This is a genomic window from Brevibacterium sp. AGC70, assembly GCF_057334195.1.
Map to the genome: position 1 here is coordinate 333,304 of NZ_JBHFIH010000018.1, position 11,491 is coordinate 344,794.

The 11,491-nt window shown below is 62.8% G+C and carries 11 protein-coding genes; 7 read left to right on the forward strand and 4 right to left on the reverse strand.

What is annotated here, in order from left to right; translation table 11 throughout:
• From ACE03M_RS16865 to ACE03M_RS16875, 3 genes are all read left to right on the forward strand, one after another.
• On the forward strand, positions 1–1,344 hold a 1,344-nt coding region (locus tag ACE03M_RS16865), incomplete at its 5' end, for a gamma-glutamyltransferase family protein (protein WP_485935193.1).
• Positions 1,341–3,023, forward strand: a complete 1,683-nt coding sequence (locus tag ACE03M_RS16870; protein ID WP_485935194.1) for a dipeptide ABC transporter ATP-binding protein — start codon at positions 1,341–1,343, stop codon at positions 3,021–3,023. The genes ACE03M_RS16865 and ACE03M_RS16870, both read left to right, overlap by 4 nt.
• The gene (locus ACE03M_RS16875; protein ID WP_485935196.1) at positions 3,016–3,747 is read left to right on the forward strand and encodes a GntR family transcriptional regulator; all 732 of its coding nucleotides are present in this window, start codon (positions 3,016–3,018) and stop codon (positions 3,745–3,747) included. The genes ACE03M_RS16870 and ACE03M_RS16875 overlap by 8 nt, the downstream gene beginning before the upstream one ends.
• Before the next feature lie 6 nt (positions 3,748–3,753).
• On the opposite strand, the gene ACE03M_RS16880 is transcribed toward ACE03M_RS16875, so the two are convergent.
• The 4 genes from ACE03M_RS16880 to ACE03M_RS16895 all read right to left on the reverse strand — a co-directional run bounded on the left by ACE03M_RS16880 (position 3,754) and on the right by ACE03M_RS16895 (position 7,176).
• Positions 3,754–4,878 (reverse strand): PLP-dependent cysteine synthase family protein, encoded by a 1,125-nt coding sequence (locus ACE03M_RS16880; RefSeq protein ID WP_143924401.1) that lies wholly within the window; start codon positions 4,876–4,878, stop codon positions 3,754–3,756.
• 71 nt (positions 4,879–4,949) lie between these two features.
• Complete coding sequence (locus ACE03M_RS16885) at positions 4,950–5,447, reverse strand: SRPBCC family protein (RefSeq protein WP_186293239.1); 498 nt, start codon at positions 5,445–5,447, stop codon at positions 4,950–4,952.
• A 1-nt stretch (position 5,448) separates the two neighbouring features.
• Positions 5,449–5,820: an ArsR/SmtB family transcription factor gene (locus tag ACE03M_RS16890; RefSeq protein WP_485935198.1), complete on the reverse strand. Its 372-nt coding sequence runs from the start codon at positions 5,818–5,820 to the stop codon at positions 5,449–5,451.
• A 72-nt stretch (positions 5,821–5,892) separates the two neighbouring features.
• Positions 5,893–7,176, reverse strand: coding sequence for an MFS transporter (locus tag ACE03M_RS16895; RefSeq protein ID WP_485935200.1), 1,284 nt, complete (start codon positions 7,174–7,176; stop codon positions 5,893–5,895).
• Between the two features lie 85 nt (positions 7,177–7,261).
• On the opposite strand from ACE03M_RS16895, the gene ACE03M_RS16900 reads away from it, so the two are divergent.
• The 4 genes from ACE03M_RS16900 to ACE03M_RS16915 all read left to right on the forward strand — a co-directional run bounded on the left by ACE03M_RS16900 (position 7,262) and on the right by ACE03M_RS16915 (position 11,460).
• Positions 7,262–7,810, forward strand: coding sequence for a CGNR zinc finger domain-containing protein (locus ACE03M_RS16900; RefSeq protein ID WP_485935201.1), 549 nt, complete (start codon positions 7,262–7,264; stop codon positions 7,808–7,810).
• 208 nt (positions 7,811–8,018) lie between these two features.
• Complete coding sequence (locus ACE03M_RS16905) at positions 8,019–9,467, forward strand: APC family permease (RefSeq protein WP_485935203.1); 1,449 nt, start codon at positions 8,019–8,021, stop codon at positions 9,465–9,467.
• A complete protein-coding gene (locus ACE03M_RS16910; RefSeq protein WP_143924404.1) occupies positions 9,464–10,378 on the forward strand; it encodes a universal stress protein in 915 nt (304 codons plus the stop codon). Before ACE03M_RS16905 ends, ACE03M_RS16910 begins: the two co-directional genes overlap by 4 nt.
• A gap of 230 nt (positions 10,379–10,608) precedes the next feature.
• Positions 10,609–11,460, forward strand: a complete 852-nt coding sequence (locus ACE03M_RS16915; RefSeq protein WP_485935205.1) for a fumarylacetoacetate hydrolase family protein — start codon at positions 10,609–10,611, stop codon at positions 11,458–11,460.
• The last annotated feature ends 31 nt before the right edge of the window (positions 11,461–11,491 follow it).

Below are 11,491 nucleotides of genomic sequence, written 5' to 3' on the forward strand. Positions count from 1 at the left end.
GCTCGAGTCGTGGGCACCATCGAACGCGTTCAGGAGCTCTTCACCGAACACTGGCCCACGTCCGCAGCCCAGTGGATGCCGGAGGGTCAGATCCCGAAAATCGGTGATCTCATCTATAACCGCCCCTATGCCGAGGTCCTGAGGAAGCTCATCGCTGCAGGTGACGGTGTGGAAGGGCGCGATGCCAGAGTCGCTGCGGCACGTGAAGAATGGAAGTCCGGCTTCGTCGCCGAGGCGGTCGAGAAGTTCATCTCCACCCCGCACCGGCACTCGACTGGAGGCGACCACGCTGGAGTGATGACAGCCGCCGACTTCGCAGGATTCGACGCACACTTCGAGACACCTGTGTCCGTCGATTTCCGCGGCTACTCGATTGCGAAGATCGGAGCCTGGGGTCAGGGCCCGGTGCTGCTCCAGACGCTGAAGATCCTCGAGGGCTTCGACGACGACCGGCTCGATCCCTCGACCGAGATCGGTGCGCATACGATCCTCGAGGCGCTCAAGCTCGCGATGGCCGACCGCGACACCTACTACGGGGATGCCGATGTCGACCTCGACTGGCTGCTCAGCGAAGAGTACGCCGCAAGTCGCCGGGACCTCATCGCAGATGATGCCTCACTCGAATTCCGACCCGGCACCGACCGGGCAGGTTCTGTCTCGACCTTCACACCGCCGCTCGTGCTCGAGGGCGCGGACAAGGAAGCCATGGCCAAGGCGGGCATCGGCGAGCCGACTGTGCAGAAGAACGGTGTCAACAACGGCGACACCTGCCACATCGACATCGTCGACCGTTGGGGCAACATCATCTCAGCCACGCCCTCCGGCGGATGGCTGCAGTCCTCGCCGGTCGTCCCCGAGCTCGGATTCTGCCTGGGAACTCGTCTGCAGATGATGTGGCTTGACGAAACAGCCCCCTCGGCGCTGACCCCCGGGAAGCGTCCGCGCACCACGCTGACTCCGACTCTGATCTCCAAAGACGGTCAGCCGATCATCGCGCTCGGTTCACCCGGCGGTGACCAGCAGGAACAGTGGCAGCTGTTGATGATTCTGCGCATGCTCATCGGCGGCTACGCGCCCCAGCAGGCGATCGATGCTCCTGCACTGCACACCACCTCGTTGGCGGGATCGTTCTGGCCGCGCACCTGGGTTCCCGGCGGAGCTGTGGTCGAGGACCGCCTCGGCGAGGCTGTCATCAACGGGCTGATCGCACGTGGCCACGTCGTGACCAAGGCCGGCGATTGGGAACTGGGCAGGCTCTCCTGCGTGACCCGGGATCCTGCGACCGGTCGCGTCACCGCAGGGGCGAACCCGCGCGGTGCCCAGGGATACGCGGCAGGCAGATGATGAGTACTGCGACCAGCAGCGGTGTGGAACCGTCAGAATTCGTCCTCGAGGTCTCCGGCCTCGAAGTCTCCTACGAGAACCCGGTGCTCCACGATGTGGGCTTCACGTTGGCACCGGGGGAGCGTTTGGCTCTCGTCGGTCAGTCAGGTTCCGGCAAGTCGACGACGATCAGCGCGGTCCTCGGACTCCTTCCGGGGGCAGGCCATGTCAGCTCCGGCTCCGTACAGTACCGCGGTGAGGACCTCGTCCACGTCGATCGTCAGCGACTCCAATCTCTTCGGGGCCGTTCGATTGCGTTGGTACCGCAGGATCCCATGGCCAGTCTCAATCCGAGCATGCGCGTGGGCGACCAGATCGCCGACGCTCTGCGGACATACGGAATGTCGGAATCCGCCGAGGTGACCCGCAATGTTGTGCGGCTGATGACGGAAGCGGGAATCCCAGACGCGGAGAACCGTCGACGGTCATATCCGCACGAATTCTCCGGTGGTATGCGGCAGAGGATCCTCATCGCAATCGCCCTGTCCGGCGAACCGGACCTCATCATCGCCGACGAGCCGACCTCCGCTCTGGACGTGACGGTGCAGAAGCAGATCCTCGATCATCTGCAGAAGCTCGTCACCGAGCGAGGAACCTCGCTGCTCTTCGTCACTCACGACCTCGGCGTCGCGGGGGAGCGGACGGACACCATCCTCGTCATGAACGAAGGCCGAGTCGTCGAACGCGGGACACCGCAGCAGGTGCTCGGAAATCCTCAGGACGAGTACACGAAGGCTCTGGTCAAAGCCGCGCCCAGCATTGTGGTGGAGCGGGACCCGCAGCAGAGGCATCCGGCCGATGCTGTGGCCGAAGGTTCCCGGGAGGGCAACGACCGCAGCACCGGCGGGGACGCCTCGGCGAACGTGCTCGAGGTCGAAGACCTGCACAAGGTCTACAAGCTGCGTGGCCGCAGCAAAGAGGTGCACGCACTCAAGGGCGTGAGCTTCAGCGCAAAGCGAGGGCAGACGACGGCGGTGATCGGTGAATCCGGTTCCGGAAAGTCGACGATTGCGAAGATCGTCTTGGGGTTGGAAAAGGCCACGAGCGGCAGAGTTCTCACTGGAGGGCTCAATGTCGATGCCACCTCGCGGGCCGAACGAAGCATTCTGCGGCGGTTCAGTCAGCCGGTGTTCCAGGACCCGTTCTCCTCGCTCAACCCGATGTGGGGCATCGAGCGGATCATCGCTGAACCCCTCGACGTATTCAAGATCGGCACACGAGCCGAGAGGAGGAACAAGGTCGCCGAGGTACTCGACCAAGTGGCTCTGCCCACCTCGATGCTCGAGCGTCGGCCCGCTGATCTCTCCGGTGGACAGCGACAGAGGGTTGCGATCGCGCGAGCGCTGATCAGCGAACCTGAGCTGCTCATCTGCGATGAGGCAGTGTCGGCACTCGACGTCTTGGTCCAGGAGCAGATTCTCGACCTGCTGCGTCAGCTGCAGTCGGAACTCGGCGTGAGCTGCCTGTTCATCACGCACGATCTTGCAGTTGTCGCGAACTTGGCAGACGATGTTGTAGTGATGAAGAACGGAGAGGTCGTCGAGGCGGGCGCGACGAGAGATGTCATCGATCGGCCAGCTGCGGAGTACACGCAGAAGCTGTTGGCCGCTGTGCCAGGTTCCGGTCTGCTCAATGCCTGAAGCCGGTTCTCGAGCGCGGTCGAGTTCGGCCGCGAAGCCGAGCGCGGCGTCGACCTCGAACAGCATCGCGGTCGGGGCGAAGATCCGCCACGACATCATCAAAGGCGTGCATCCGCCCGGGGGCAAGCTCCGCGAAGCGGCCCTGGCGAAGCAGTACGACGTTTCGCGGATCCCGATTCGAGAGGCGTTGCGCTCTCTCGAGTCTGAGGGGCTCGTCGAGTCTCGGCCCTACAGCGGCAGCATGGTCGCCCCGTCACCGATCGAGGACGCTGAGGATCTGTTCGAGATCCGCATCGTCCTAGAATCCGCGACCGCCAAACGAGCCGCGAAGCGCGCAGCGCAGCAGAGCAACGGAGAAGCCCCGGACGAGCGTTGGCGAATGGTTCGCAAGGAGATCAATGAGATCCTCGCCGCCGGTGACATCGTCATCGGGGAAGAACGCTACGAAGACCTCGCGGTGCTCAACATGCGCTTTCACTTCGCAATCGCCGAACTCAGCGGCAGCCTCTCCTTCGTCAGCCTCCTGCGCCAGATCTCAGGGAAGATCGAATGGCTCTACTCCCTCAACGTCACCCGTCGAGGACCGCAGGCCTGGCCCGAGCATCGCGACATCATCGCAGCCATCGATGCCGGGCAGGAGACGAAGGCGGCCGAGGTGATGGGACAGCACGTCCGTCGCAGTCGGGATTCGTACTTCGCCATGATGGCCGACAAGCCTGCCTAGCCGAGTTCAGCCAAGGCGACCGCTGGCAATGAATTCCGTGAGGCGCTCCCGGTAGGGAATCGTGTCGATCCCTGCCTCTGTGAGCCAATCCGGCGAATAGTACTTGTCGAGGTAGCGCTCGCCGGGGTCGCAGATCAGCGATACCAGACTTCCCCTCTGACCGGCCGCCTTCATCTGCGACACGATGCGGAATGCGGCCCACAGGCCGGTGCCGGTCGATGCCCCGGCGCGACGCCCCATCAGTTTCTCGAGCAGCTGGATGGAGGCGATGGCGGCAGCATCGGGAACATGCATCATCCGATCGATGCTCGAGGGGATGAAGCTCGCCTCGACCCGCTGTCGTCCAATGCCCTCGATCCGGGATCCCTGATCGGTCGTCGCCGCCGGATCCTGGTCGCGCCATCCGGCGAAGAAGGCTGAATTGTCAGGATCGGCCACACAGATGCCGGTGGCCCGACCGGTGTAGCGAACGTATCTGGCCAGGGTCGCCGAGGTGCCGCCCGTGCCGGCGGTGGCGATGATCCAGGACGGTTCGGGATAGGTCTCACTCGACATCTGATCGAAGATCGACTCGGCGATATTGTTGTTGCCGCGCCAGTCCGTGGCTCGTTCGGCATAGGTGAACTGGTCCATGTAGTGACCGCCGGACTCCGCGGCCAGATCAGCTGCGACTGTGTAGACCTCGTTGGCGTTGTCGACGAAATGGCAGGTGCCGCCGTAGAACTCGATGAGGGAGATCTTCTGGGCGCTCGTCGACCGAGCCATGACTGCGATGAACGGGACGCCGATGAGCTGGGCGAAATACGCCTCGGAGACCGCGGTCGATCCGCTGGAGGCTTCCACGACCGGGTGACCGGGGCGAATCCACCCGTTGCACAGTGCGTGGAGGAAGAGCGAGCGGGCCAAGCGGTGTTTGAGTGACCCGGTGGGATGGCTTGACTCGTCTTTGAGATAGAGGTCAATTCCCCATGCAGAAGGCAGCGGCACGCGCAGCAGGTGCGTGTCCGAGGATCTGTTGGCATCTGACTTCACCGCTCCGATGGCTCCGGCCAGCCACTGGCGGGCCTCGGTATCGTAGCGGTCGATATCCTCTTCGGCGGGCACGCTCGTGTGATCGTGTGAGTCGGTCATGTCTTCGAGCTTATGGGATTCCTCAGACGATGCGACAGCGCCGGCGCCGAACGGGTCGGCGCTGTCAGCGCTCACTGAATTCCGGCGAGCATCTTCTCGAGTTTGTCATAACCTTCGCGAATTCCGTGCTCCATGCCTGAGGCGACCATGCCGTCGCGAGATTCGATGGAGTCGAAGACCGACGTCGCCTGCAGGCGGGTCCGTCCATCGCCCAAGTCAGTGAGCGTGAGGATCTCGAGGTTCACGGCATCCGGAAAGCCTTCGAAGGTGAAGGTCTGGACGATGCGCTCGTTCTCCCGCACCTCGTGGAACGAGCCGAAGAAGCCATACTCCCCGTTGTCGTCGGTCGAGACGTAGCTCCATTTTCCGCCGGTCTTCGCGTCCCAATCGCGGATCGTATTCGTGATCGTGTCGGGCCCACACCATTTGACGAAGATTTCTGGGTCGATGTGTGCCCGAAATACTTTGTCCGGGGTGGCGGCGAAGTCACGAGTGATCGAGACAGTCTGGACGCCATCCGGGACGTCGAGTTTCAGAGTCGAGTAGTCGGTGTCGTTCGTGGTGGTCATGTCATGCTCCCTTGCGTGATGTGGTGGTGGAAATGGTGTCTTCTGTGTCTTCGTCCGCGTTCATCTCATCCAGAACTGCGTCAAGACGTTGGTAGCGGTCTTCGGCCTGACGCTGATATCTCTCGATCCATTTCGTCATCAGATCGAACACATTGCCTTCGAGGTGGACTGGTCTGCGCTGGGCGTCTCTGGTGCGAGTGACCAGTCCGGAATCCTCGAGCACCTTGAGGTGTTTCGACACGGCCTGGACGCTGACCTCATAGGGCTCGGCGAGTTCGTTGACCGTCGCGTCGGCGATGGACAGCCTGGCCACCATGTCTCGTCGTGTCGGATCGGCCAGGGCTGCGAAGACCTTTGTCAGTTGGTCTGCCACTGAACCTCCATTCTGTATTCAACCATAGGGTTGATTAATAAGTTAGCCCTGAGCTTCGTTATTGTCAACCGTCTAGTTGAATAAAGTGTCCTCTGCTGACGAAGCGGCCGCCCCCTCCATGCGCGATCTGAGTGCGGGCATTCTGATGGCGAACCAGGCGGAGATCCCTGCTGCGAGCGCGCTCTCGATCCAAAACATCGAGGTCAGCCCCAAGGGACCGACTCCCATCGCGGCAAGTGTGGCGCCCAGGGGGAGCGCTCCCCAGCTGATGACTCGGGAGGCCGAGTAGACCCTGCCGATGAGGTGCAGTGGAGTCGACCGTTGGCGGACGACGGCGACGATGATCCGCCACACGGTCGAACCGCTGCCGGCGAGGACGATTCCGGCTGCCACGACTGTCACGGGTGCATTGAGTGCAGCCGGAAGAACGAGGCCTATCGTGCCGATGGTGTCGATGAAGAGCAGCGACGTGGGTGAGACTCTTGTCTGAAGCTGCTCGGTGAACATCGACGCGATGATGCCGCCCAGTGCCATTGTGGTCAGCAGCAGCCCGTAGCCGGCCGGATCGAGGCCGAGGGGGCCTGGAGCGACGGCGTGCAGGACGAAGGTGGCTGTCCAGGCGCCCCAGATCACGCTCATTGCTGCCGTCATGAGCGTCAGCTCTCGCTGGAGGCGATGCCGCCAGAGGAACAGGATGCCGTCGCGAACTCGAATCTCTGCACCGCCCTCTCCGGTCGAGTTGTCGATTGCGGGTGCGGTGGAGTCTGCTGTTGTGAGGTACTCGGAGTGGGAGCGTCGCATTGAGTGCATGAGGCCCAGCGCCGCGACTCCGGCCAGGAGGTAGAGTGCGGCACCGGTAGCGGCGGCGAGTAGACCGGCACTTCCGATGAGTAGTCCGGCGAGCGGTGGTCCGGCGAGTTGATTGTTGATGTTGACCGTGGCCTCGATCCTTGCGTTGGCGCCGACGAGGCGGTTGCGACTGACCGTGCGTGGGATGCCTGCGATGAGTGCGGTGTCGACTAGAGTCTCGACGAACCCGAAGATGAGTGCTGATGCGAGCGTCACGACAAGTACCCAGGTCTCGGACGCAATGGACAGGGTCAGTCCGATGAGCGCTAGTGTCCTCGCGCTGTTGACGAGCGTGAGCAGGCGGTGAGGAGGAATCTTGTCGACGACCCACCCGGCATGAAGGCCTGCTATCGGCCACCCGATGGTCGCAGCGGTGGTGACGAGGGCAACCTCGCTCGGCTGGCCACCTGCGGCGATTGCGATGAGAGGGAGCGCGGTGATGATGATTCCATCGCCGAGGTTGGCCAAACCTGCGCTGGCCCACAGCCACCGGAACATCGGATTCATTCTAACCACCTAAATAGTTGTCAATGGTAAAGTCTTGCCTTGAAGACTTGACCTGTCAAGAGGAGTTAGGTGGTAGAATCAGAAAATGGAGTTCGAACATGTGGGCAACGCACTGTGCCTTGAGCTGAGCAATTCGGTCCCCGATCGGAGCGTTTCAGGGGAACGTGACTGGTTGCGCTCGTCGAATGTTGCTGCAGAGTGGGCGGAGTCCCTGGGGCTGACAATGGCGCGGGGGGCGTCGGACGATGACCGTGCTGCGTTGAAGGGCCTGCGGGAATCCATATTTAAGGTTTTCACTGCTTTGGCCGATGGTTCACAACCGGATGACCGTGAGCTCCAGTCGATCACGGAAGCGCACGCAGAGGGTCTGAGGCGATATGGTTACACATCGCTGGGAGATCGGATTGTGAGGACATGGCCCCAACAATGGGACGTTTCGGCTCTGCTTGCTGTCTTCGCGGACTCCGCAATGACGGAACTGACTGGTGAGCGCTTAGACCGAGTCAGGTCTTGCCCGAGCTGTGAATGGCTGTTCTTTGACACGTCGCGCAACCGGAGTCGGCGGTGGTGTTCGATGCAGACCTGTGGTGGCAGGGACAAGGCGCTCAGGCACTATCGGAAGCAGCGAAGCTGACGCGAACACGTGGCCGATCTTGTCGTGCGTATGGCGTCATACGAGCCGCGATTGACCTGCGCAGGAGACACGGCCTGCCTCTCGAAGTCTCGGCAACGGTGTCGGTCTTGTCGTAAAGTCGCCAATAGTAATGAGTGCAGTGTTGCGAGCGGGGTCTTCGCGCTCGTGGTATTGCCTGCACCACGACAACGACGTCTGGGGAAAGACAATGGCAAGTCTGCGACAACAGCTGTTCCGAGTGAAGCCCGTGCCACAGCAGGCCGAGGAGACGGAAAGCGATCTCAAGCGCACAATCGGTCTGTTCTCGCTGACCATGATCGGCGTCGGGTCGACCATCGGCACCGGCATCTTCTTCATCCTTTCGGAATCCGTGCCCGTCGCGGGACCGGCAGTCATCTGGTCCTTCGTCATCGCCGGCCTCGTCGCCGGCCTCGCGGTGATCTGCTATGCGGAGCTCGCCGGCAGCGTGCCCGTCTCCGGCTCCTCCTATTCCTACGCCTATGCGACGCTCGGCGAGATGCCGGCCATGGGCGTCGCGGCGTGTCTGCTCCTCGAATACGGTGTGGCAGGGGCTGCCGTCGCCGTGGGCTGGTCACAGTACGTCAATCAGCTGCTGTTCAACCTCTTCGGATTCGAGATCCCGCACGCCCTGGCCTACGCCCCGGAGGAGGGAGGAATCGTCAACCTTCCGGCGATCGCGCTGTTGGCCATGTGCTGCTTCCTGTTGGTCCGCGGCACCGGCGAATCGGTCGTCATCAACACCATCATGGTCTGCACGAAGATCGGAGTCCTCCTCTTCTTCGTGCTTGTCGGAGTCACCGGCTGGAATGTCGACAACTTCGCCGATTTCGCACCCTTCGGCTTTTCCGGGGTGGTGGCCGGCTCCGGTCTGATCTTCTTCAGCTATGTCGGCATGGATGCCGTCGCTACCGCGGGTGATGAGACCAAGAACCCGAAGAAGACCATGCCGAAGGCGCTCATCGCGGCGCTCCTCATCGTCACCTCGGTCTACGTGCTGGTGGCCGTCGCAGCCCTGTCCGCTCAGCCCTGGCAGGAGTTCGAAGGGCAGAGCGCCGGGCTGTCGGCGATTCTCGAGAAAATCGTCGGCGCCCAGTGGCCCGGCACCGTTGTCGCAGCCGGAGCCGTGATCTCGATCTTCTCCGTCACTCTCGTCTCGATCTACGGCCAGACCCGCATCCTGTTCACGATGTCGCGCGATGGGATGATGCCCAAGCTCTTCGGCGAGGTCAATCCCCGCACGCTCACCCCAGTCAAGGGCACGATCGTCGTGACTGTGGTCATCGCCATCCTGGCCGGCTTCATCCCACTGAACTTTCTCGCGGAGATGACGAGCATCGGCACCCTCGTCGCCTTCGTCGTCGTGTCCCTGGCCGTCATCATCCTGCGCGTGCGCGAACCCAACCTCGAGCGCGGCTTCAAGGTGCCCTTCTACCCGGTCCTGCCGGTGCTCGCGATCATCGGCTGCTTCTGGATCATCAGCAATCTGCAGGGCATCACGATCGTCGTCTTCCTCATCTGGACCGCGGTCGTCCTCGGCCTTTACGTCGTCTTCGGCCGCAGATCCTCGGTGCTCGGTAAGCAGCGAGCAGCACATGACAGCATTGACGGAACTGGTTCCACAGGAGGGAAACATTGAGCATCGTCGTCGGTATCGCACCAGGTCAGGACAACCGACCAGCGGTTGAGTTGGGAATCGTGCTCGCCCGGTCCTACGGGCATCGGCTCGTCGCGGCGGCCATCGATTCCGCCGCCTGGCCGATGAGTCCCGTGCTTTTCGAAAGCGAATACCAGAAGAGGCTTCGCAGCGTCGCCGAGGCTGCCCTGGACGAGGTTCGGGTGTTCCTTCCCGATGACATCGAGTCCGAGTGCGTCATCCACGGTGCTCGTTCATCGCGACGTGGGCTGCTTGAGGTGTGCCAGAAGGAGAACGCCTTCCGCCTCGTCGTCGGCCCCGCTGCCGATGGGAAGCCGGGGCGGATTGCGCTGGGGTCCGTCTCCACAGGCCTGCTGCACAGCGCCAGCCTGCCGGTGGCACTGGCCCCGGTCGGATACCGAGCCGCACCGGGTGCTCGCCTGCGGAGGATCACTGCCGCATACAGCGGTTCGTCCACCTCGGCGGATCTCATCCTCGGGGCCGCAGTGGTCTCTGCCGAGTCCGGCGTACCCTTCCGCATCGCCTCGTTCGCTCCTCGGTCGAGGGTGATCTCGGCGGCCGGAGTGGGGCTCGACGTCGAATCCAGTGTCATCGACGAATGGGCCAACGTGATCCGGAGAGACACCGACGAGATACTGTGCTCGATCGATCATCTCCACATCAAGCCCGGCGAGACCGACGTGGCCATCGGGACAGGACCCGACTGGGCCAGTGCACTGACTGCGGTCCAGTGGGAAGACCCCGAAGTCATGATGCTCGGCTCTTCCGGTCTCGGGGCGATCAAGCGCGTATCACTGGGCAGTCACGCCATGCGGATCCTGCAGCACTCCCCGGTGCCCATCGTCGTCGTCCCCCGGCGGGCCAAATCCGACTACACGGCAGCGGTCGTCTGACGGTCGGGGAGTAGGTCGAGAAGAGGAGAAGCGCAGCGCCGAACGAGTTGGCGGGCCGCAATTCCGCAGTGCGGAAGAGATTGTGCGATGTTCCACAAAACAGCCGTCCAATACTTGAACGATTCCAACCTAGGGTGTGAGATGCCGCTAGCGTGGTTCCACAGGCTCACATAGCGCGTCCGTCCAACGACGGCCGGATGCGGGAGTCTGTCGAACATGGAAGGAACCGTATGGAATTGCTGCGTTTGGGCCCCATCGGCCACGAGATCCCGGTAGTGCGTGACGACGACGTCCACTACGATCTGCGCCCCCTGACCACCGACATCAACCCAGAGTTCTTCGCCGAGGATGGCATCGGCAGAGTCCGCACCGCACTGGACGAAGGCGGCCTCGGGCTCCTCGATGGAGCGGAGGGACTGCGCATCGGAGCGCCCGTCTCGCGCCCCTCGGCAGTGGTGTGCGTGGGCATGAACTACGCGGCGCACGCTCGAGAGACGGGCGCCGAACCGCCCAAGGCGCCCGTTGTCTTCTTCAAGATGCCCTCGACGATTGCCGGTCCCTACGACCGACTCGAATTGCCGCCCTATGCCACGAAGGTCGACTGGGAGGTCGAACTGGGGCTGGTCATCGGCACCCGGGCCTTCAGGGTCGCCTCGGCTGAGGAAGCCTATTCGCACGTGGCCGGATATGTGCTGGCCAACGACCTGTCTGAACGCAGGTTCCAGATCGAGGAATCCGGCGGCCAATGGTCGAAGGGGAAGAACCTTCCCGGCTTCACTCCACTAGGTCCGTGGATCAGGCCCGCCGCCGAAGTGGACCCCGGGTCCCTGCAGCTGCGCAGCTGGGTCAATGGCGAGGTGCGGCAGGATTCGTCGACGAGTGACCTGATCTTCGACGTCGGGCAGATCATCCATCAGCTCAGCCAGACGATGCCCTTCGAGCCCGGGGACGTGATCCTGACCGGCACACCTCAGGGCGTGGCGATGTCGGGGAAGTTCCCGTTCCTGATCGATGGCGATGTCGTTGAGATGGAGATCGACGGCCTCGGCCGCCACCGCCAGGCGGTGGCCGTCACGCAATGACGACAGCGTAGAGGCATGCAAGAGGGGCGGT

What these genes read in the sequence shown, in the direction of transcription:
- ACE03M_RS16870 (WP_485935194.1), top strand. Translation starts at nt 1,341, where the DNA reads ATGATGAGTACTGCGACCAGCAGCGGTGTGGAACCGTCAGAATTCGTC.
- ACE03M_RS16875 (WP_485935196.1), top strand. Translation starts at nt 3,016, where the DNA reads ATGCCTGAAGCCGGTTCTCGAGCGCGGTCGAGTTCGGCCGCGAAGCCG.
- ACE03M_RS16880 (WP_143924401.1), bottom strand. Translation starts at nt 4,878, where the DNA reads ATGACCGACTCACACGATCACACGAGCGTGCCCGCCGAAGAGGATATC.
- ACE03M_RS16885 (WP_186293239.1), bottom strand. Translation starts at nt 5,447, where the DNA reads ATGACCACCACGAACGACACCGACTACTCGACTCTGAAACTCGACGTC.
- ACE03M_RS16895 (WP_485935200.1), bottom strand. Translation starts at nt 7,176, where the DNA reads ATGAATCCGATGTTCCGGTGGCTGTGGGCCAGCGCAGGTTTGGCCAAC.
- ACE03M_RS16900 (WP_485935201.1), top strand. Translation starts at nt 7,262, where the DNA reads ATGGAGTTCGAACATGTGGGCAACGCACTGTGCCTTGAGCTGAGCAAT.
- ACE03M_RS16905 (WP_485935203.1), top strand. Translation starts at nt 8,019, where the DNA reads ATGGCAAGTCTGCGACAACAGCTGTTCCGAGTGAAGCCCGTGCCACAG.
- ACE03M_RS16915 (WP_485935205.1), top strand. Translation starts at nt 10,609, where the DNA reads ATGGAATTGCTGCGTTTGGGCCCCATCGGCCACGAGATCCCGGTAGTG.